This is a genomic window from Mesobacillus subterraneus (assembly GCF_020524355.2).
In the GTDB taxonomy this organism is placed as follows: domain Bacteria; phylum Bacillota; class Bacilli; order Bacillales; family Cytobacillaceae; genus Mesobacillus; species Mesobacillus subterraneus_C.
This window is the reverse complement of the sequence record NZ_CP129019.1, coordinates 1,078,834-1,099,117: the sequence shown is the minus strand read 5'-3', so window position 1 is coordinate 1,099,117 and position 20,284 is coordinate 1,078,834. Positions and strand designations below refer to the sequence as shown.

The window sequence follows — 20,284 nt, the reverse complement described above, 5'->3', positions numbered from 1 at the left end:
TTCGAGAGGTTAGCCGCTGAAGCTGGATTAAGAAAACTTCATGGAGTTATCTACACCTCAATAACTTTATAAATTCCTGGTTAAGAAAAGCGCCAGCGCCTTGGTCAGCCCCGACAAGCGCTGGAGGGCCTGACAGTGAAGTCGTTCTTTGACTTCATTGGCAGGACCGAAATCGAAAAGTATAGCCGACTGCCCAGAAACGCAGAAACTGGAGACTCCGACAAAGAAGCGCTTTTTGCTTCTGCCGGCGGAGTTGAAGTTTCGGGTTTCTAGGAGGCGACACTAGACAAGCGTCTCGAGGAGTTAGGAGCCGTAGCTAGACCAGCGACTCGAGGGGCTAGGCGCTGGAGCTGGACACTTTAACAAAAACAAACCCGGCTATCGATTTAGCCGGGTTTTCAAATTATCTCTTCTTTTTCTTTTTTATGCTCGACATTAACATGAACGGCAGGATACCAAACCACCTGAACAAAAAGGTAGCTTCTGCTTCTTTTTTCGCCTGCTTCATCTTCCGGCGTTCTTCTTTCGGCTGGTCAATATATTTTACAACAGTCTGGGTAAGGTATTTAACATAATCATTTGTTTTCATGGTTACACCATCCTTCATACGTTAACAAGTATAACCATGACTTACTTTTTCATACGCTGGATGATTTCATCGGCGATCATTGAAACTGATTTACCAGAGGCATCGACCTCAATATTTGCTGACTCTCGATATAGTGGGAGTCTGAGTTTGTACAGTTTTTCAGCAGCATTCAGATTGTCATGACTTAATAACGGCCTGGTATCATCATCTTTCAGTCTCTCCATGATGGTATTGAAATTCGCATTCAAGAAGGCTACATTCATTTTTTCTTTTAAGAACAACCTGTTCCTTTCGCAGCCAATAATTCCTCCTCCTGTGGAGACAACGGCATCAACTAGAGGCATAGCATGTAAAACCTTAGACTCCATTTCACGAAAATACTCTTCACCATCAATTGCAAAAATTTCATTTATTGTCTTTCCGGCCAATTTGACAATCTCCTGGTCTGTGTCAAATAAAGCCACTTTCAGCTTTTTGGCCAATTCATGTGATACCGTCGTCTTGCCAGATCCCATGAACCCAATTAAATATACAGCTTTCATTAACATAATCACCCGTCAATTCTTTTCTCTCCATCTTACCATCGCACCAGTCACCTTGTCATATTGGCCAATGCCAAGAGCCTTTTCCCCACTGTCAAGGTTAAGGTTGAATGTCACTTCATCCAAACTTACTGACAGAGGTTGTCTCTGATAGGCAACATTCCCTAACTCATAGGTCAATATGCCTGAAGCCGGTAAATTGCCCTCCTTCAGCATGGTCGCAGCCTGTTTTACCGAACACATCATATAGTACTCCTGTAATCGTATTGTCTCTGTTTCATTCGCGAATCTTTTCCCTGCTAGATAATTCTCGGTCAGTATCAGTAAATAAAAGGAAATCAGTAGCAAAAAGATCATCGTTAGCGGATACATAAAACCTTTTTGATTTATGGCTCCACACCCCCCGTTTGATAAAATTGGTGTATCCTAACAGAATAATTCCCTCCTTGTACACTCTTTGCCTTTATCTCGACACCATCAGCTATTTTGCCAAAGCTGAAGCTGGATAGATTTTGGACCAAAATTTCATGCCCCTGATAATTCACTCTCCTCCTCATACTGGAAGCATATTTTTCATAAAGAATGAATTGCCCATCAACCTTCATCAAAAGCTTATCAGACTGGACTGTAAGCTGCTGTGCTGACCGGATTTCCTTTTTCACCTGGCTGCTGAAGACCTCCCACTCCATCTTCCTTACTGCAGTATCAGCTACACGATTATCAAGGATAATTTTCATACCTAACGGCAGCATTGAGACGATCAGCAAAAATAGCAGTACAGATAAAAGCATTTCAACCATGGTGAAGCCTTTCTCACTCTGCGGGAGCACATTTTTCATATTGCTTCTGTAATAGATCATAATGAATACAAACCTCCCACGAAGAATCTTCCTCAATCTTAGTGACCACCACTTCATACTGATCGCCATTCTGTTCAATCTCTCTTCTCCCAGAATATACACCTGTGATTTTTAAGTACATCAGTTCGTCATACAATAAATTGATCGCTGTTGCTTTTTTTTCGGACTCCACTGTCTGGTTGATGACATGAATGGCAATCGGCAGCAATATTGCACTACCCATCAAAAACGCAGCCAGTGATAGCAGCATTTCACTAAGGAAAAAACCATCATTCCTCCAAAACATAGAACCTTCCCTTTCCAATTTGGATCATTAACTTGTATTTCTTCGAACCGGCTGTGACATATAAAGACCCGAAGCTATCGATATTCCCATCAGGCATGTAGTGAAATACCAGATTCATCGTCCCTTTTTTCAGCTTGATTCTTGAAGAATAATGTCTCTGGGACAAATACGGTGCAGCATAATCGGTTCCGCGGATATAGTAATAATTATTTTCCGGCATGATATGGACAGTAATTGTTTCTTGATGGGAGATCGCATATTGCTGGCTGTATAGAAGGTCGGTTCTTAATTGCGAAAAGAAAAGATCCTTTTCAAGCATGTCCTTTTGGGGTGAAAACAGGAAGGTTGATGTGAGGGTAAGCATCAGGAAGGCTGAAAGTACAATCAGCATTTCGACCAATGTAAAACCGTCAGAGTTGTTCATCATGAGCCAGGTGTAGTTGAAGATTTCTGAACAATCCCTTCTGCAGTAATCTCAATTGCAGTTCCGTCAGGACAAGCGGCTGCTTCACCTTTTAAGTAACCCCCACTCTGAAGCTGCGCAATCGTAGGAGTCCCATTTTTATCAATTTTGTACGCCTGTACCTGGGCTTCGACCATTTTCATATAAGCCTCGCAGCCCTTCTTATTGATATTAGAACTATGTGAAGATATATTGGGGACTGTAATGATAAGAAGTACGGAAATTACGAATAAAACAATCATCATTTCAATTAAAGTAAAGCCCTTTTGATTTTTCATCCTCTATTCTCCTTTATATTTTCGCATTAAGAAAATGCTTAAATCCCTTTCATCATTTGGAACATCGGCAACAAGATGGCTAGATACAGTGAAACGACAATCAGGCCAATGAAGCTGTATAAAATGGGCTGCACTGTTTTCAGCACCTTTTCCGTTTTTTCTTCGAGTTCTTTCAGGCAATGCCTGCTGTAAAAATAAAGCTCCTGGTCAAGCTTGCCATTTTTTTGTCCATGCCTGATGATCCTCGAAAGCTCAGCTTCAAAAAACTGGTACTCTCCCACTGCTCTGTCAAAATCTTGCCCGGCAGCCAACTTCGAAATCAAATCCTTGCCTAATTCCCTTGAAAAAGGTTCATGGAGATTTTGCTCGAACACCTTCAATGCAGCAAGCACTGAAAGGCCGCCAGAAAACAAATAGCTTAGCTGAACCGAGAAATAGTGTGAGTAAAAAAGCCTGATAAATTTGCCAGCAAACGGCAGCTTCACAAGCATCAATTTTTGTTTTAGTGGGTGAAGGTTCTTAAAGCTAATGAGGTAGTATAAGACAAGAAATGTAGTGAGACTAAGAAGAAAATAGAGCATGAAAGGAAGAATATTAGCTGCCGCTGCGATGGTTTCCATAAAAATATTGGGGGCAAGATTCATGTCTGTGAAAAGTGAATTGAATTTCGGCAGCAAAACCCTGTTGACGAAAAAAAACAATATAAACGTAAGCAATACTAGAAATATTGGATATGCGCCAAGCCTTTTTAATCTCTGGTAATCTGCTTCCCGCTTAAGGACCATGTCGCTGCCCTCTGATAAGGTACGGTCCAGTCCGCCATGCTGCTCGGCAAAGTAAACATAGCTGACCAGGTCTTTTTTAAATTTCAATTCTGCAAGAATCAAATATAAGGGAAAGCCCTCACGCAGCTTTTCAAGGCTTCTTTTAACCTCCTCTTTCCTATTTTTCTCCAAGTAAAAAGTCATGGATTCCATCGCTTCCGCCAAAGAATAACCCCGTGACAGCAGTTCCCCACTCCTTTTGAGGAACCGGGCCTGTTCAGCGACAGTCCACTTACTCTCCATCATTGAGAACCCACCTCTGGTATTCTGATTCCTTGATGAACCCCAGCGCGATGCCTTTACGGATTGCATCTTTGAGAGTTTTATAATGATAGCTCTGGAGTTCCCCTCTTGCTTCCTTCAGTACTGCAGATAAATCCTTCCCGGTAAGGATTTCAAAAACATTTCCTCTTTTGCCGCTGCCTGATGAATAGCAAAATGGCGAACATGTACCTTCGCAGTAAGGGCAAGTCAGCTCAACGAGTCTCTGTGCCGTAACTGCGATCAATGTTTGTTCAATCTCAAGCCAATTAATCCCGAATTCAATCAGCCTGTAAATCGCTCCTCTGGCATCCCTTGTATGCATCGTTGTCAGGACAAGATGTCCTGTGAGCGCTGCTCTTATCGCCGTTTCAGCAGTCTCTTTATCCCGAATTTCCCCAACCATTATAATATCCGGGTCATGCCGGAGGATTGCTTTCAGTCCGGCAGAATATGATATTCCGGCGCGTTCATTGACCTGGACCTGCAGCACTGTGTCACTCGGCTTTTCGATTGGATCTTCTAGCGTAATGACATTACGATTCACCAAATCCGAGGTTTCAGAAAGCATCGAATATAAAGTTGTCGTCTTGCCACTGCCTGTCGGGCCAGTAAAAATAATCAAACCATGTGCGTGTTTAAGTAGGGAAATCAGTTTTTTTGATGTGGATGGGAATAATGAAATTTGGTATGAAGGAGTTTGGTTTTGTTCGGGAAGGAGACGGATGACCATGCTTTCACTCTGGTAGGCTGGAAGCGTAGAGATCCTTAAGCCAATCTTCATTTCTTGATATTGATAAGTAAACGCACCACTTTGAGGCCGTCTTTTTTCACCAATATCCATTGATGCTGTAAATTTGAAGTGGGATATGAGCCGTTCACAATCAGCCTGGTCAAGCGTGTACCGGGGAAGCAGCTGATTACCGAGCCTGAATTTAATCAGTGTGTCTTTTTCACGGGGGATAATATGAATGTCCGACGCGCCACTTCTAAAAGCATCTTTCAAAACATTATCCGCTAGCTGTTCGATTGATTTAACAATAAGGATGCACCACCTTTTTCGGATATAGAGAAAGATTTCGTCATACACTTTTCCTTTCCTGCAAGAAATCCGATTTAAATGTGTATAAAAAGTGACAATTCTTATCATAATAACTAGCGTAACGTCAGCAAGTGCAATTATTGGGCTATAGCCAAGCGGTAAGGCAACGGACTTTGACTCCGTCATGCGTTGGTTCGAATCCAGCTAGCCCAGTACACAAAAAACGGAAGCGTTGTGCTTCCGTTTTTTCATTTATTTCCCGATTTTTTTCAAGGCATCAGGGTTAAATCCAACAATCAACTTTTTGCCATCAGTCAAAATCGGCCGTCTAAGCAGCTTCGGTTCCTTTATGACGAGTCTGATTACTTCTGAAAGCGGCAGGTCTTCCATATCCACTCCCAAATTTTTGTAAGTTTCTCCCCTTGTTGCAAGCAGTTCATCAAAGCCTTCAGTCGTGAGCGATAAAATCTGCAGAAGTTCTTTTTTTGTTGGAGTATCTCTGAACATATGGCGTTCATTGAATTTTACGCTGTTTGAAACCAGCCATTTTTTTGTTTTACGGCATGAAGTACAGCTTGGATATGAATAAAACGTCAGCTCTTCCATTAAGTTAACCTCCCGGCGATCGAATTATCTTATATACACATTGTATAACTTTTGTATAACTTTTGTATACTATTTTGTCATCATTTCGCCATTTAGTTGTGAACATTTTCTAAACATATAGTGCAAACAGTGTAAACCTTATTTTCCTCTGTATTATAATGAAGGCAAATTAGTGGTCTGAGGTGAACTAAGATGGAGCAAACATTAAAGATTACAAGTGTTTTGTCTGACCCAACGCGTTATTATATTTATCAATACATTACAAAAAGACATAAGGACGTCACTGTCCAGGAAATCGCCGACAATTTTGATATCCATCCAAATGTGGCAAGGCTGCATTTATCGAAACTTGAAGATGTGAACATGCTGATTTCAGAAACGAAAAAGACTGGAAAAGGAGGACGTCCAAGCAGACTATACCGACTGTCCGATGAAGTGATCCAGCTTCACTTCCCATTCCGGGATTACCAGCTATTGTCGAAGATCCTAATGACAACAATGATGTCGCTTGGAGAAGCAGGAAAAAAAGCATTGTATATGACAGGAAAACGTTTCGGGGAAGAACTGATTGAACAAGAAGTCACCCGACACCCACATATGTCAGCTGAAATGACGTTTGAGCATAAACTGAACTCAATCAAGAATGCTGCGACCCTAGCTGGTTTTTATCCTGAATTCGAAACTAACAGCGAAAAGACTAAGATTTACTTCCAGATATTCAACTGTCCTTTCAAGGAAGTCGCAATGGAACATACAGAAACAGTGTGCAATATGCACTATGAATTTTTGCGTGGAATGTTCGAATCCCTGTTTGGTGATATCGAGCTGATCGAAAAAGAGAACATGTTCACAGGCTGTGACTCTTGTTCCTATCAAGCTGTTATTGCACAATAATCAATCCTTGTTTACTTTTCACTCCACTTTACTTTATAATATGATAGTGATGGACTTGTAGGGTAAAGGAGGGATATCTTTGGATCGTATGTACAGAGTTTTAGGATTCTGGACGGGAATCTTTGCTGTGATGTTTTTCTTGGGTCACATGTATACGACGTCCTTGATTTTCTTTGGTCAAACTGGATTTTTCTTGCTTTTAAGTTACTTGAAACTGTCTGAGCGTATGTACATCTACGTTTTCGGCGCATACTTAACGGTTTTCTTTGCTGGATTTACTTACTGGTCAACATTTATGATGCCTTTAGGTGGAGCTGGACATTGATCAATTGTTACGCTCAAATAAAAAAAGCGATGTTTATACATCGCTTTTTTTATTTGATACGCGTATATTAAAATAATTTCCCACTTGTATGATCCAGCCCCTTCGTTTGAACAACGACATCAAAGGACTGGCTGATGCCCCCTGGCAAGATCAGACTTCGTATAGCGCGATTTCGCTTACTTTCAGCAGAAAACGGATTAGGGTCATTGTGGTCAGCAAGCTCTTCTAAAATGCCTGCAGCTAGAAGGAACTCATCCTGTCTCATTTTTTGCATAAAGTTCAGGCTGTATTTCTCCCCAATTAATTTGAGTACATCAAAATGCACATGACTAGTAATATCCATCTCTCCCGGATGCTGCAAAACATCATGATGCATCTGATGCTGATAATATCCCCTTAAGCTCCCACGGCCTCCTCGATGGGTTCATCCATTCTTCTTTCGTGTATCCGTAATCGACAGTCAACACGAGGCCTTTTGTTAAGTTTTCGGAGATAGATTTAATGAACGGTTCATAAGCAAGCGGAATCTCCATTCTTTGTCCTTCTGCCAGTTCAAGTTCTTGGTCCTTTAAAAAAAGAGATAATCCGTTCATCCTTTACCGGAACCATGATTTCTTTTAAACATCCATAATCAAGGCCCACGAAAACTTCTCTCACGATACCCTCACTTTTTTCGACGACATGGACTGGGAAAGCATCAAATAATTCATTCGAAAAAATCAGTCCTTGTTTCATGCCCGTATCTGCAAAAGTACTAGCGTAAAGGATCTTCACTTCTTCTAGCCCTTTCAACTCCGCTTCTTGAAGCTTACGATGATAAGGGCTGGCTTCAATGATAGAGTAGGTCAGCCTCTCATCATTCAATTCATTCCAACCCTGAATAAATGCCCGTGCAAACCGGCCATTCCCTGCTCCTACTTCACAAACAGATGGCGGCAGACCCAGTTTTCTTGAATGTTTCGCAAACCATTTCCCTATCAATTTGCCGTATACATCGGAAACATTGCTGGAAGTATAAAAGTCTCCTTCTTTGCCGATTTTTTGGCGTTCCTTTATGTAATAACCTTCCTCCGGGTGATAGAGTGCCTGTTCCATATACTCAGCATATGAAATCATTTTCTCCGGAGAAGCGTCAATAATCTGTCTAATAATTTCTTTCATATTAACTCCTCGAAAAAAAGTTTTCACTATTGACATAGTGTTTTTGATATTATATTGTTTTAGTAGTAGCTTAACTATATCCCCTCCCATGATATGAATAGAACATCCCCCCAGGAAAGCCCTTCTCTTTGAGAAGGGCTTTCCTTGCTTACTAGGAAAATTATAAAGGATAACTATACGGGTTTTCTTAATCCAGCTCCAGAGCCTAGCCCCTCGAGTCGCTTCGGTCCGCCCAATGAAGTCAAAGAACGACTTCACAGGTCGGCCCTCCAGCGCTTGTCGGGGCTGAACGAGGCGCTTGCGCTTTTTGTTCTTCTGCTACCTTATTAAAATCCGTTTAAAAAAGGATTCGAATCCATCTCTATACCAATGGAGGTTGTCGGTCCATGGCCAGGAAGCACCTCTGTTTGCTCCGGCAATACGAGCAGCTTTTCATGGATGCTTCTGATTAATTGATTATGGTTGCCACCCGGCAAGTCCGTCCTTCCGATGCTGCCGTTAAACAGAGCATCTCCTGCGAGGACAAACTCTGCATCTTGAAAATAAATCGATATACTTCCTGGAGAATGTCCAGGGGTTTCAAACACTTCTAATTTAAAGCTGCCAATTGTCATGGCACCTTCATCTTTAATCAAATGGTCAGCAGGACGTGCTTTGATTGGCTCATTAAGCATAAAATGCTTTGAACCATTCAAAGCAGGATCTGATAGCCAATCCTTTTCTTTCTCATGAATATATACCTTGATTCCGTACTTATCTCTTATTCTATCCACTGCCCCGATATGATCGAAATGAGCATGCGTGAGCACAATTGCTTCAGGATGCAATTCCAGTTGTTCTAGCACGGTTGCAAGCTTTTTCGGATTGTCACCAGGATCGACAATCAAGCATGATTTGTTTTCATCATAGACGATATAGCAATTCGTTTGTAAAGGACCTAGGGGAATCTGTTTCCATTTCATCAAAATAGCCTCCAGCTTCTAGTGGTATTATTAATACATTTATTTTACACTATTGTCAGGCAAGTTTTAAGGATTGCGATCGAAAAGCTCATGTGCCCTGATGAGCAAACCTGATGAGTTATTAAATCACAATTCATTCGTTTCGCACAACTAAGTACAAAGGAGGCTGCTAAGTGAAAGCTTTCATTGGAATTGAGGCTAGCCCTTTACTTTCAGAATTGGATGACTTTGAACAGTTTCTTCAATCTGCTGCACCTCCGCTTCTTGTTCATGAAAATATTTATATTTATCATGATCAGCAAATGGCAGATGTAGCTTCAGGCTTGATGTCAGAAGCAGACCTTTATGAAGAAACGCATCAATTGATAAAAACAGAAGGAACAACTGGAGAAGATTTTTTCGATTATGGTTTTCAAGCTGGTGATGATGTTTTTCTATTTGCTAATGATTTATCAGCCTTCAGATTTACAGACGGCAGCGAAGTTCAGAGTGAAATGGCTCTCCTGCAAATAGAAGAACATCTTGTTTTTACGAGTACGGAAGGCATTTATTTTACAATAAACCATTATACTGACCTGATATTGGGTATAGTAAGGGCATATGAGGTGAAAGTTGAGTTTTTAGACCTCGACAAATGGTGTAAAAAAAATATAAAATATAAAACGAGTGTATGCTTGTCATTACATAACAGGCTGCCGCCTAAAATTCAATCAAACTTATTCAACAAACAGGCTTTATGCCTGCCTAATTTATGAAGGGGGCTTTTCCATGGGTTTTGCTATTCTTTGCGCATTAATTACACTGCTTGCCGGCTATGCAACATTCTCGGCACTTAAAAACAAAAACATTCTTGGTATCGTGTTTGGTGGAGGAACATTCCTGGTTATTGGCTGGTTCACAGTCATGACAGTCCTTAACTCCGGATTCCCAGTAGCGCATTAATTCGGACACAAAAAGACCACCTGTAATGGGTGGTCTTTTTTTCGTTTTCTATTTCTGCAGCAATTCATTTACTCTGTTAACCTTATCCTGCATCTTTCTTTTCACATCACGTCTGTCATCAATCCGGATATTTGTGGCTACTCGCTGGATGCCAGCATTGAAAGGTGCTTCGTGAATTGCCTGGATTACCTCAAACAAAACGGGAAGTTCACCCTCTATCAAGGTATTCATCGGTGTAAGTTGATATTGGATTTTGCCCTGATCTTCATACTGCTTAAGAATTCTTTGGATATCTGCTACATAGGAACTGACACTTGGTGTCTGTGTTCCGATTGGGATCACTGTTACATCAACAATTGCCATTAATATCTCTCCTTGAAAAAAATTAGTGAACGAGATCAATTATCTCTTTAGTCTCAATATTCAAGACTTTATCAAACTGGAAACCGTACAGGCACAATTCACCTGAGGGAGAACAGGAAAGTGGCTCGTTGGCCATTTCGGTGAAGAGTACTTCGTCGTTACCTGTATCTAAATGATAACGCATTAAATCAAATCCTCTATCGTAAAGGTCCGCTTCACCCTGCTCTGTTGCCCGCAAATAAATAAAATTCTTTCCATTTTCCATTAAATCATAAAAGGGAACCACCCATCCAGAAAAAGAAGTTAAAAACGGAGCCTCGATACTTCCAACCGATTTGCCACCATTCCTGAAGAAGGCATACAGTCCCGATTCTTGATTTTCTTCTTCATTAACTTTTACAGCCATTAGGTATGGTCCTTGAGAATCAAATTGGTATACATCTTCGACTAGGGTTTCAGTTTTGTTTCCTTTCAAAGAAAAGATTCGTAACGGGGCTTTAAGTGAAATCCCGTCCTCGTCCCACTCCTGATAAACAAGGTCATCCTCAGAAATCCATCTTACAAAAGGCTCTGGCAGTTTGATTTCTTTCAGGTTATTGCTCTTTAAATCCAATAAATAACTATTGAAATCCCAGTCTTCAGTAAATGCAGAAACCTCGATCAAATTCTCATCGAATGGATTCCATTCAAAAGTCAGTTCATATGATTGAATGCTTGTCGAATACAATTCTTTCCCCGACAAATCAATAACAATGAGGATCCCTTCCTCTGAAGCAGCACTATGAATCATTACCTTTGTCTTCTCTGGACTTGGTATGGCGGTTATGATTGGCTGCTCACTTCTATACAGCAATGACGCCTTTCCTGTCCCAAGATTGTATGAATATAATAACGACGTACTGTCCCCTTTGTTTGAAATATAGAGAATTTCTGAATCACTCACCCAGCCTGCAGACTTATAGAATTCTTCCTGCTCCCCCATTTCGATTGGAACAATTTCCGCTCCTAAAAATGAAGGCCCAGGAGAATCCTTTACTCTATTGGAGCCGTGACCCGCTCCCTCATGCAATGAAGCATCAAGCTTCTGGGAGCAGCCGAAAAGGCCGAAAGCAGAAGTGATGATGACCAGCAATAACATGCTAACATAAGGTATACGATATGTATTCTCCTTCATGCTTCTCACCTCTCCCCCCAGTTTTAACAATGTATATATCTGTACGTTATAAACCCATAAATGTTTCAATGAATTTTGAAAAATCCATATATTCAATACCAAATGTTGCTTGCATATACCAATCTTTATAAAATCCTAATAAGTAATATCCCATGGTTTCAGACAAATTACCACCTTTATTTTAAATTCTGTAATGGATTATACTTCATAATAAAAACCTGCACCATTAAGGCGCAGGTTTCACTTGTATTCATTCATTTGTTTTAGGATAACCTTTTTCTTTACTGGCATTTTTCTCGCCATAAAATCTCAGCAAGTCGCCATAAATAATTTTATCGGAATACTCGAGCTCGTTCTTTGCTTGGTCAATAAAAGGCTCACAAGCTGCTTTGTCAGTCGGCTCACCAGTTGATTTATCATAGCAAGTTTCTCTAGTGAATACGTGGTCCTTAGTGATGAAGCTGCCATCGCGCAGAACCGCAAAGTCAAGCCGTTCCTTTGAGAATAAATCTGAACCGAAGTCAATGTTGTTCTTAGTGTCGATTCCTAACAGGTGGAGAATAGTCGGTTTGAGATCAATCTGTCCGCCAACAGTTGGAATCGTCTTGCCTTCCTGACCAGGAATATGAACAATCAGCGGCACCTGCTGCAGCTGCGTGCTTTCGAATGGTGTAATCTCCTTGCCGAGATACTCACCCATAGCCTTATTATGGTTTTCGGATATTCCATAATGATCTCCGTATAAAATGATGATTGAGTCTTCATAGAGACCTTCATCTTTTAGTTTTTGTATAAAGAGTTTCAAAGCTTCATCCTGATAACGGACAGTCGGGAAATAATTGTTGACTGTCTTGTCATTTGATGTAAAAGAATCAACAAAGCGATCTTCTTCATTCAATTCGAATGGGAAGTGATTCGTTAATGTAATGAACTTTGAATAGAATGGTTTTGGCATGGCCTTCAAATGATCAACAGACTGCTGGAAGAACTCAATATCCTTCATTCCCCAGCCTACTGAATTTTCTTCTTCCACATCATAATCCGGCAACGAGTAGAAGCGCTCGTAACCAAGTGCTTGATACATGATATCTCTGTTCCAGAAGCTCTTGTTATTCGCATGTAGAGAAGCAGTGAAATAGCCGTTCTCATTCAGGATTTCAGGTGTCGCTGTATATTCATTGCCTGAATGCGTAAAGAAAACTGCACCACGGCTTAATGGATACAATGAGTTATCAACCAGGAATTCTGAGTCTGAAGTTTTCCCCTGTCCCGTCTGGTGATAAAAATTGTTAAAGTAGTAACTTTCTTTAATGAAATCGTTCAGGAACGGTGTAATTTCCTGTCCATTCACAGTTTGATTGATCACAAAGTTCTGTGTGGATTCCATTGAAACCAGAATCACGTTTTTCCCCTTTGCAATACCAAACATGTCATCGCTCGGTGGAAGATAGTTAGCACGCACATAGTTATCGATATCCGCCAGTTCACTGCCATCTGCCATAGCTCTCTGTGCCGAAGACTTTGACTGTAGGAAAGCATCATACAGGTGATAATTGTAAGTCCCAATATTCTTGACCAGCATTTCTCTGTCGAATGTCCTTGTCAACAGCTGGGGCCGCTCCGTTTCAGCCATTCCCAGGTTAAAAAATGAGATCGCAATTGCCACAAGGAAATATGCTCTGCGGTCCACCTTGGAATATTCCCGGTATCCTAATATATTGGGTTTAACTTTTAATAAAAGTGCCAATACAACGATATCAGCGAAATATAACAAATCACTGAAGTTGATCAACTCGGTAACACTGCTTCCCAAGTCGCTCATATTGCTCGTTTGGAAAAGAACAGGTATCGTCAGGAAATCATTGAAGAAACGGTAAAACACCACATTCGCGAAAAGAATCGCTGAAACTATGAAACTTGTAATTAAAATGTAGCGTTTCTGCGCCTTTTCCTTCATGAACATGCTGACTCCAAAGATGACCATCAGAAAACTTAATGGATTCATGAACAGGATGATTTCCTGTCTCCAGTTCTCAATTTTTATATCAAAACTAGTTTTATAGGCAATATAAGTTTTTAACCAAAGCAGAATTGTCGCAATCGAAACAATGGATGCCTTAGTCCATTTATTATTGTTCATTTGTTTGTTACCTCCCTGTTAAAAATAACAGATATGGGAATTTTAAGGTGATTTTTTCCGCATGCTCAAGAATCAAAGATAATCTTAATACTTTTTTTTCTAAAAAGCAAACATAAATCACAGCTAAAAAAGCATAGACCAATTACTGTCATTTTCCTCTATTTTAGACGATTCAAACCCGAAAAAGTTTCAGGAATGTCCAAATTCCGAAAATTGAAACTTTTGGCACAGAAAAGCTCAAGCACATTGTTCAGGTCCGAATAACGGCTTAAGGGGGAGCTAGACACTAATCTTCAAAGAAATAAGTTTACACTTATAAAATAAAAAAACAGGGAGCTTTGTAACAAAACTCCCTGCAGATGCTTATTCATGTCCAAGTTTGTTCTTGACCAGCCACGCAGCACCAATCACGCCGGCATCATTACCCAATGTTGCGATACTGATTTCAGTCGATTGCGCTACTCGAGGAAAAGAATTTCGTAAAAATTGTTCTTTTATTGGTTCAAGTAAAACATCTCCTGCTTTTGAAACTCCGCCTCCAAGTACAATTTTTTCTGGATTAAGAGTATTAGCGATATTCGCAAGAGCAATTCCCAAATGCAAAGCAACAGAATCTATAACTTTCAGCGCTAATTGGTCTTTTCTTTTAGCAGAATCGAAAACATCTTTAGCTGTCACATGGCCAGTTTCCTTATACACCGCTGCCAGTTCTCCGGCTTGGGTTCCTTCGTTCAATGCTTCAGTAGCAATTCGGACAATTCCAGTTGCTGATGCAATGGTTTCCAGACAGCCAGTCTTGCCACAGTTACACGGAGCACCACCTTCAGCCATAGAAGTAATATAGCCTATTTCACCAGCAGCACCGCTAGCACCGTGTACAATGTCTCCATTCGTGATAACGCCGCCGCCTACACCTGTTCCCAGAGTGACACATACAAGATCTTTTGCACCATTTCCAGCACCTTTCCACATCTCACCGAGTGCTGCGCAGTTAGCGTCATTATCTATTACGGCAGGAAGTGATGTTTCGACTTCAAGTAAGTCTTTTAATGGGTACGGTTTTCTCCATCCAAGGTTCACCGCTTCATAAATCACACCAGAAGCAAGGTCAACTGGGTCAGGTGCTCCCATGCCTATCCCGATGATTTCACTTTTTGAGTGACCTAATTCTTCAATTTTCGCATCAATCGTCTTTGCGATATTGACCGTTATATTTTTCCCTGCGTCTGAAACATCTGTCGGAATCTCCCATTTATGAAGGATTTCTCCATATAAACTAATGAACGCAAGTTTAGTTGTTGTTCCTCCTAAATCTACACCTACAAGCCACTTTTCAGCCATAATAAGTCACCTTTTCTCATTTGCTTTTTTTTCTTTTTCCATCCGGATTTCCTGTCTTAAAATCAAAATGGCAGACTGGTAATCTTTTGTCTCAATCAATTGGGAATTATACAGTTCCTTCAATTCGCCTCCCATGAGCTCTAAATCAGCCACTCTGTCACCTATGTAAATAAATGTCCCGAATTTTTTCAGGAATTGCTGGATATCGTAAATTGTCTTCAACGTAATCCCCTCAATGTTTGTGAAAATAAGAGCATGTTTCCATTACTTAAGTATAAAGGATACTTAATGCCTCCTCAAGTATGCAGAAAAAGATTTTATGACAAATACCACTCAATTGGTCTGCTCTTCAGAATACACAAAAATAGACTATGGTTACTTTTTATAAGAAAAGCGCAAGCGCCTTGGTTAGCCCCGACAAGCGCTGGAGGGCCGACCGGTGAAGTCGTTCTTTGACTTCACCTGAGCGGACCGAAGCGACTCGAGGGGCTAGGCGCTAGAGCTGGACATTTCTCGAAGTGATATTTATACTTTTTTTCTCATATAAAAAAAAAAGCAGCAAACGCTGCTTTTTCATTCTTATCGATCTGGATCCTGCGGTTTGAGAATCCGCGGCCTTCTATTTTTTAATGGAATTGGAGACCGGACAAGTACGTCGCGGAATGCGCGCGGGTTGAACGGTATGAATGGCCACAGGTAAGGTACTCCAAAAGACTTCATTCTTGCAAGCAAGATGCTGAACAAGACGATCCCAATCAGGAATCCGTACAACTGGAATGCTGCAGTCAATACTAATAAAAAAATTCTTACAAGCCGATTTGCCAGGCTCATTTCATAACTTGGTGTGGCAAAAGTCCCTATTGCTGCAATCGCAAGGTAAAGGATGACTTCATTTGTCAGCAGACCTACTTCGACTGCCACTTGCCCAATCATCAGGGCGGCGACAAGACCAAGTGCGGTAGCCAGAGAGGTCGGCGTATGGATGGCGGTCATCCTGAGAATATCGATTCCTATTTCAATCAGGAAGAACTGAAGGAATAACGGAATTTGACCTGGATCATTCGGACCGATAAATGCCAGTTTCTCAGGGAGAAGTTCTGGTTTGACCGCGAATAAATACCATAAAGGAAGCATGAACAAGGATGCCCAGACAGCCATGAAGCGCACCATTCTCAGATATGCCCCGACAAGCGGTTTATTTCGGTACTCCTCGGCATGCTGTAAATGGTGCCAGAAGGTTGTCGGCGTAATAAGGACACTTGGCGAGCCGTCAACGATGATACAGACATGACCTTCATATAAATGTGTTGCCGCGGTATCCGGACGTTCTGTGTATCTTACAGTGGGAAATGGATTCCAGTGCTGGCCCGAGATAAATTCCTCGATTGTTTTCTCACCCATCGGCAGTCCGTCTGTATCTATTTTACTGATTGAATCCTTTACTTTCCTGACCATCTCCGGATCAGCAATATCCTCAATGTAACTGACTACTACATCCGTTTGCGACCTTCTGCCAACCTGCATGTACTCCATTCTCAGTGTGCGGTCACGAATCCTTCTTCTTGTAAGCGCAGTATTGAAGACCAATGTTTCAACGAAACCATCTCTCGAGCCTCTTACCACCCTTTCGGTATCTGGTTCCTGCGGCCCGCGGACAGGATAGGTTCTAGCATCAATCAGGATGATTTCAGCCACTCCATCTACCGCTAGCGCCGTAGGGCCGGCCAGTACCATATCTGCTACCTTATCGAGGTCGTCAGTCGTTTCTACTTCAACATAAGGGATGTATGTCTTGACCAGTTTCTTCAGTGTATCAATGTCCAGTGCGCCAGGCTCAAGCTTCGCAAGCAACTGCATGATATAGAGAAGGATATCGTCCTTAACGAATCCATCCACAAGGAACAAAGCCATTTCCCTGCCAGCATACTCGACATCCAGCTGGATGACATCAAAACTCTTGCCAATTCCAAGTTCTTCTCTAAGATACTCAATATTACTTTTCAGATTTTCCTGTACGGGATGCTTCGTTTTTTCTGCCATATTCTATCCAAACACCTTTCATTAAGGCTCTTTAATTAATTTTGTCGGTGCGGTCTTAAACCTAACTCCGTTCTTGATATAGGTTAAAGTTGAAAGAGCGCTTACCAGTATTACGGGAACAGCCATTAAGCAATTAGCTGACCAATATTTTCCTGTCCGCTTCTTTCACCATCTTAGACAAAAAAACTTAAATGCATACTTAATTGCATGTGTTCCGGACAAGTATCATATAGTGGTTATACCGACCTACCAGACAATCTGAAAAGGGTGAGCTTAATGAAAAAATATATATTTTTGGGATTTAGCGCTTTAGCCATTGCAGTCTCCGCATTAATGATCCAGCTGCAGATCGTTAACAGTACGGAAGAGACGATCACTTTTTTCCCATTGAATGAATCTGTGCAGTACAAGAGCGCAAGTACTTCGCTGACGCTGCAAAATGGGAAAAACAATGGGAAACATACGATTGGCTGGAAGATGCAATCCCGATTGGACCAGGAGGCTTATTTAAGACAGGATTTGGGGCTATTATTCGTCAACGGCCTTTTAAAAGGAAAAGCTGCCAAATGGGAACAGGATACAGAAGATGTATACCAGGAAGACTTCATTTCAAACGGGGAAAGCGCAAGGTATGACGCCATCACTTTTCATTATTCCGAACTGCATGGCGGCGGCGACATAATCACAAGCGCTCAAAGGATGTCTGATGACATGCTATATGTGATTGATTCGCGTTTCAGTCCACTTCAATCCTTCTCAGTCGCTAAGAGTAAACAAGAGAAGGAATGGAAGAACGTGCTGGATAAGAGTGTAAGGAACAGGCTGAATAAAAGCTTGAGTAAGGCTGAAAAGGCGTATGGGTTTAACGCTCTGAATTATATTGCTTTACCTCTCGATACAATCAGGCAATACGAAGACCAGCCTTTAAACGGTTTTACACAAAAGGAGACGGCCAATATCATCGGGAAGCTATGGGAGGGTATATATAAGAATTATTACCTCGGCATAAAAAAAAGCGATGGCACTGTCGTTGATCCGATTGACAGTACCATGCCTTTGATTTTGGTTTCAAATGACAAGAGTCATCTGCTGGTTGTAACACAAACTTACTCTGGTGAGAGCATCGTACTCAAGCAGCTTCTTCAAGAAAATAATTAATCTGTTCAAGTGTTTTTCGATAGCTATCCTCCCCAGGATTTAACTCTACCGCCTTTTTCGCAAATGTTTGAGCATTATCAAGGTCTTTTTCATCGAAATAAATCAATGCCAGATTGTAATAGGCTTCATGGAAGTCAGGAGACATATCAATAACCTTAAGAAGATTATTTTTAGCATCTTCAAGCTGACCCAGCTTGATTTCAGTAAAAGAAAGCATGAATAATGATTCCGATGAAAGTGTCTCTAACTGGCGATAATCCGTAAGCAGTTCATTTGCCTGCTCGTACTCTTCCGCTTTTATATGCTGTTGTGCAAGCATCAATATTGAACTTTCATCTACTAAATTTGCTTTGCCGCTAAAACTATACTGCATGGATAAAAAAACTGCAGCAACTGATACAACCAGGAATGCTGATTGAAGCAGTGGACGTTTCTTCTTAGGAAGATGGAGAATACCTGCTGATGCAAATCCTCCGACAAGACCTCCTATATGTCCAGCATTATCGATTCCAGGAATGGTAAAGCCAAAAGCAAGGTTGATTCCAAGCACTACAAGGATATTCAGTCCCAATGTCCTCCAAAACAGTCTTGGTTTAGCGACACCAAAATAAAGTAAAGCTCCAAAGCAACCAAATATCGCGCCGCTCGCACCTGCTGAAAGATTTGGACTGAAGATGAAGCTTGCCAGGACTCCGGCGAAACCTGAGAAAATATATATAAACAAAAACCGCAAATTGCCGTAAAGTCGTTCAACCATCGTCCCTAAGTAGTATAAAGCGAGTGTATTCATGAATAGGTGGAGCAGCCCAATGTGGATGATAATTGGTGTGAAAAACCGCCACCATTCTCCCTCAAGTATAAGAGGGTTGAATTTTGCACCAAATTTTATCAGCGTTGAAGTATCCGTGCTTCCCCCCCGCTGCCTCAAGAACCAGGAACATAAGCACCTGTACTGCAATGAATAGATAAGTGAAAAAAGGCTTCCCATAATTAAATATCGATTGTTCTTCCTTTGCACGACCAACCGCGCTGGAAAGAGCTTTTTTCTTTATAGACTCTATATCATCGACAGAGTATTCCTCTGCAAGATCAATCTCGATGTTGCCATCCATCCTATTTTCTATTTTCCATAATGCTTCAGACGCATTGGCCCGGTCCACTATAATGGACTCAACATTTACCTTGCCATTTTCAGAAAGGGTCGGTTCGGTCATTCTAAATTCATAATCGTCTACTGGCGAATACGCACTAAAGTAGAGGTTAAGAATCTTCAACTCTCCTTTGGCAAGTTTCCTGCGGATTCTGTCTCCATTCTCCGCAGTCATCCCGATATCACGGAGCAGCCAGTTGCTCCAATCAAGATTATAATGCAGCAGGCGAACAACCTGCGTATTCTTGTTTTCTGTCTTTTCCAGCCATAGCTCTCCATGTTCCTGTGATAACTGGAGGATACGATACTCCTTCTTCACAATCAGGAATTCCGTGACCTTCCAGTACAAATACTCTTCCAAAAAAGCCAACATCTCCCCTACTTTCCTGCTCCGGTCCAAGCCGTTGATATGTATTTATTTTTTCCTCTATAAAATTATTATAAACTAAAGATTCATTTGCAAGATATCAAGAGCCCTCAAAACAGAAAAAGACCTAAAAAGGTCTTTTTACTGAAACTCCGAAGGTCCTGAGAATAATGAATCCATCATTTTGCTTCTTATACCCGGAAGACCCATGATTGAACCCACGGCTAATCGGCGTAAAAACTTGTTGCCAAGAAGCATATTCATGACCCTGTACCTGTTCTCAAAAACAAGATAACCTGCCAGACCAAGCATGAAAATCGAAAGCATCTTCCTTGCCATATATATCCCTCCCTTTTTATTTTGGGAATAAAATCAATTTTTTATCCACGCATCTTTACAAGAACAATCGTAAGGAGTATATATAATAGAAGAAAACGATTACATAAGAAAAGTGCAAGCGCCTTGGTCAGCCCCGATAAGCGCTGGAGGGCCGCTAAATAGCAAAAAAATGAGCTG

General features: G+C 41.2%; 29 protein-coding genes and 1 tRNA gene. 7 read left to right on the top strand and 23 right to left on the bottom strand.

What is annotated here, in order from left to right; genetic code table 11:
- Nucleotides 1-135 precede the first annotated feature (135 nt).
- The gene (locus LC048_RS05465; RefSeq protein ID WP_226602060.1) at nt 136-273 is read left to right on the top strand and encodes a hypothetical protein; all 138 of its coding nucleotides are present in this window, start codon (nt 136-138) and stop codon (nt 271-273) included.
- Nucleotides 274-403: 130 nt separating this feature from the next.
- On the opposite strand, the gene LC048_RS05460 is transcribed toward LC048_RS05465, so the two are convergent.
- From LC048_RS05460 to comGA, 9 genes are read right to left on the bottom strand one after another with little or no spacing between them, the layout of a single operon-like run.
- On the bottom strand, nt 404-589 hold the full coding sequence (locus LC048_RS05460; protein ID WP_226602059.1) for a YqzE family protein: 186 nt from the start codon (nt 587-589) through the stop codon (nt 404-406).
- 41 nt (nt 590-630) lie between these two features.
- Complete coding sequence (locus LC048_RS05455) at nt 631-1,131, bottom strand: shikimate kinase (protein WP_226602058.1); 501 nt, start codon at nt 1,129-1,131, stop codon at nt 631-633.
- Between the two features lie 15 nt (nt 1,132-1,146).
- Nucleotides 1,147-1,488: a competence type IV pilus minor pilin ComGG gene (gene comGG / locus LC048_RS05450; RefSeq protein WP_306050450.1), complete on the bottom strand. Its 342-nt coding sequence runs from the start codon at nt 1,486-1,488 to the stop codon at nt 1,147-1,149.
- 29 nt (nt 1,489-1,517) lie between these two features.
- Nucleotides 1,518-1,991 carry a competence type IV pilus minor pilin ComGF gene (comGF, locus tag LC048_RS05445; RefSeq protein ID WP_226602057.1) on the bottom strand — a complete coding sequence of 158 codons (474 nt, stop codon included), beginning with the start codon at nt 1,989-1,991 and terminating at the stop codon, nt 1,518-1,520.
- Entirely contained in the window at nt 1,945-2,277 is a 333-nt protein-coding gene (locus tag LC048_RS05440) for a hypothetical protein (RefSeq protein ID WP_226602056.1), read from the bottom strand. Before LC048_RS05440 ends, comGF begins: the two co-directional genes overlap by 47 nt.
- A complete protein-coding gene (gene comGD, locus LC048_RS05435; RefSeq protein ID WP_306050447.1) occupies nt 2,261-2,701 on the bottom strand; it encodes a competence type IV pilus minor pilin ComGD in 441 nt (146 codons plus the stop codon). Before comGD ends, LC048_RS05440 begins: the two co-directional genes overlap by 17 nt.
- A complete protein-coding gene (gene comGC / locus LC048_RS05430) occupies nt 2,701-3,018 on the bottom strand; it encodes a competence type IV pilus major pilin ComGC (RefSeq protein ID WP_226602054.1) in 318 nt (105 codons plus the stop codon). The genes comGD and comGC overlap by 1 nt, the downstream gene beginning before the upstream one ends.
- Before the next feature lie 38 nt (nt 3,019-3,056).
- Nucleotides 3,057-4,088, bottom strand: a complete 1,032-nt coding sequence (comGB, locus tag LC048_RS05425; RefSeq protein WP_306049655.1) for a competence type IV pilus assembly protein ComGB — start codon at nt 4,086-4,088, stop codon at nt 3,057-3,059.
- Entirely contained in the window at nt 4,075-5,193 is a 1,119-nt protein-coding gene (gene comGA / locus LC048_RS05420; protein ID WP_306049652.1) for a competence type IV pilus ATPase ComGA, read from the bottom strand. Before comGA ends, comGB begins: the two co-directional genes overlap by 14 nt.
- 93 nt (nt 5,194-5,286) lie before the next feature.
- On the opposite strand from comGA, the gene LC048_RS05415 reads away from it, so the two are divergent.
- Nucleotides 5,287-5,358 (top strand) — tRNA-Gln (locus LC048_RS05415).
- A 39-nt stretch (nt 5,359-5,397) separates the two neighbouring features.
- Here the strand turns inward: LC048_RS05415 and LC048_RS05410 are convergent.
- On the bottom strand, nt 5,398-5,751 hold the full coding sequence (locus tag LC048_RS05410; RefSeq protein WP_226602052.1) for a Spx/MgsR family RNA polymerase-binding regulatory protein: 354 nt from the start codon (nt 5,749-5,751) through the stop codon (nt 5,398-5,400).
- A gap of 192 nt (nt 5,752-5,943) precedes the next feature.
- On the opposite strand from LC048_RS05410, the gene LC048_RS05405 reads away from it, so the two are divergent.
- Together LC048_RS05405 and LC048_RS05400 are read left to right on the top strand one after the other, a co-directional pair.
- Complete coding sequence (locus tag LC048_RS05405; RefSeq protein ID WP_226602051.1) at nt 5,944-6,645, top strand: helix-turn-helix transcriptional regulator; 702 nt, start codon at nt 5,944-5,946, stop codon at nt 6,643-6,645.
- A 79-nt stretch (nt 6,646-6,724) separates the two neighbouring features.
- Complete coding sequence (locus LC048_RS05400; RefSeq protein ID WP_226602050.1) at nt 6,725-6,970, top strand: DUF2626 domain-containing protein; 246 nt, start codon at nt 6,725-6,727, stop codon at nt 6,968-6,970.
- Between the two features lie 67 nt (nt 6,971-7,037).
- Here the strand turns inward: LC048_RS05400 and LC048_RS24940 are convergent, their stop codons facing one another.
- The 4 genes from LC048_RS24940 to LC048_RS05390 form a co-directional block, all read right to left on the bottom strand.
- Nucleotides 7,038-7,346: an SAM-dependent methyltransferase gene (locus LC048_RS24940; RefSeq protein WP_371932003.1), complete on the bottom strand. Its 309-nt coding sequence runs from the start codon at nt 7,344-7,346 to the stop codon at nt 7,038-7,040.
- A complete protein-coding gene (locus LC048_RS24935; RefSeq protein ID WP_371932002.1) occupies nt 7,336-7,503 on the bottom strand; it encodes an SAM-dependent methyltransferase in 168 nt (55 codons plus the stop codon). The genes LC048_RS24940 and LC048_RS24935 overlap by 11 nt, the downstream gene beginning before the upstream one ends.
- 19 nt (nt 7,504-7,522) lie before the next feature.
- Nucleotides 7,523-8,131: an SAM-dependent methyltransferase gene (locus LC048_RS24930; RefSeq protein ID WP_371932001.1), complete on the bottom strand. Its 609-nt coding sequence runs from the start codon at nt 8,129-8,131 to the stop codon at nt 7,523-7,525.
- A gap of 326 nt (nt 8,132-8,457) precedes the next feature.
- The gene (locus tag LC048_RS05390; RefSeq protein ID WP_226602047.1) at nt 8,458-9,093 is read right to left on the bottom strand and encodes an MBL fold metallo-hydrolase; all 636 of its coding nucleotides are present in this window, start codon (nt 9,091-9,093) and stop codon (nt 8,458-8,460) included.
- Between the two features lie 173 nt (nt 9,094-9,266).
- On the opposite strand from LC048_RS05390, the gene LC048_RS05385 reads away from it, so the two are divergent.
- On the top strand, nt 9,267-9,848 hold the full coding sequence (locus LC048_RS05385; RefSeq protein ID WP_306049649.1) for a hypothetical protein: 582 nt from the start codon (nt 9,267-9,269) through the stop codon (nt 9,846-9,848).
- 13 nt (nt 9,849-9,861) lie between these two features.
- Nucleotides 9,862-10,035 (top strand): DUF2759 domain-containing protein, encoded by a 174-nt coding sequence (locus LC048_RS05380; protein WP_226602045.1) that lies wholly within the window; start codon nt 9,862-9,864, stop codon nt 10,033-10,035.
- A 48-nt stretch (nt 10,036-10,083) separates the two neighbouring features.
- On the opposite strand, the gene LC048_RS05375 is transcribed toward LC048_RS05380, so the two are convergent.
- The 6 genes from LC048_RS05375 to LC048_RS05350 form a co-directional block, all read right to left on the bottom strand.
- Nucleotides 10,084-10,398, bottom strand: a complete 315-nt coding sequence (locus tag LC048_RS05375) for an MTH1187 family thiamine-binding protein (RefSeq protein ID WP_226602044.1) — start codon at nt 10,396-10,398, stop codon at nt 10,084-10,086.
- Between the two features lie 22 nt (nt 10,399-10,420).
- A complete protein-coding gene (locus tag LC048_RS05370; RefSeq protein WP_226602043.1) occupies nt 10,421-11,572 on the bottom strand; it encodes a YqgU-like beta propeller domain-containing protein in 1,152 nt (383 codons plus the stop codon).
- A 250-nt stretch (nt 11,573-11,822) separates the two neighbouring features.
- The gene (locus LC048_RS05365) at nt 11,823-13,712 is read right to left on the bottom strand and encodes an LTA synthase family protein (RefSeq protein WP_226602042.1); all 1,890 of its coding nucleotides are present in this window, start codon (nt 13,710-13,712) and stop codon (nt 11,823-11,825) included.
- Nucleotides 13,713-14,075: 363 nt separating this feature from the next.
- Nucleotides 14,076-15,053, bottom strand: coding sequence for an ROK family glucokinase (locus tag LC048_RS05360; protein ID WP_306049647.1), 978 nt, complete (start codon nt 15,051-15,053; stop codon nt 14,076-14,078).
- A gap of 6 nt (nt 15,054-15,059) precedes the next feature.
- Complete coding sequence (locus LC048_RS05355; RefSeq protein WP_226602040.1) at nt 15,060-15,275, bottom strand: YqgQ family protein; 216 nt, start codon at nt 15,273-15,275, stop codon at nt 15,060-15,062.
- Nucleotides 15,276-15,632: 357 nt separating this feature from the next.
- Nucleotides 15,633-17,093 carry a spore germination protein gene (locus tag LC048_RS05350; protein WP_306049645.1) on the bottom strand — a complete coding sequence of 487 codons (1,461 nt, stop codon included), beginning with the start codon at nt 17,091-17,093 and terminating at the stop codon, nt 15,633-15,635.
- 276 nt (nt 17,094-17,369) lie between these two features.
- On the opposite strand from LC048_RS05350, the gene LC048_RS05345 reads away from it, so the two are divergent.
- Nucleotides 17,370-18,251 carry a hypothetical protein gene (locus tag LC048_RS05345; protein ID WP_226602038.1) on the top strand — a complete coding sequence of 294 codons (882 nt, stop codon included), beginning with the start codon at nt 17,370-17,372 and terminating at the stop codon, nt 18,249-18,251.
- Here LC048_RS05345 and LC048_RS05340 read toward each other — a convergent pair.
- From LC048_RS05340 to LC048_RS05330, 3 genes are all read right to left on the bottom strand, one after another.
- Complete coding sequence (locus LC048_RS05340) at nt 18,223-19,041, bottom strand: rhomboid family intramembrane serine protease (protein ID WP_371932000.1); 819 nt, start codon at nt 19,039-19,041, stop codon at nt 18,223-18,225. The genes LC048_RS05345 and LC048_RS05340 overlap by 29 nt on opposite strands.
- A gap of 61 nt (nt 19,042-19,102) precedes the next feature.
- Nucleotides 19,103-19,762 carry a hypothetical protein gene (locus tag LC048_RS05335; protein WP_306049642.1) on the bottom strand — a complete coding sequence of 220 codons (660 nt, stop codon included), beginning with the start codon at nt 19,760-19,762 and terminating at the stop codon, nt 19,103-19,105.
- Nucleotides 19,763-19,909: 147 nt separating this feature from the next.
- Nucleotides 19,910-20,107, bottom strand: coding sequence for a hypothetical protein (locus LC048_RS05330; protein ID WP_226602037.1), 198 nt, complete (start codon nt 20,105-20,107; stop codon nt 19,910-19,912).
- Between the last annotated feature and the right edge of the window lie 177 nt (nt 20,108-20,284).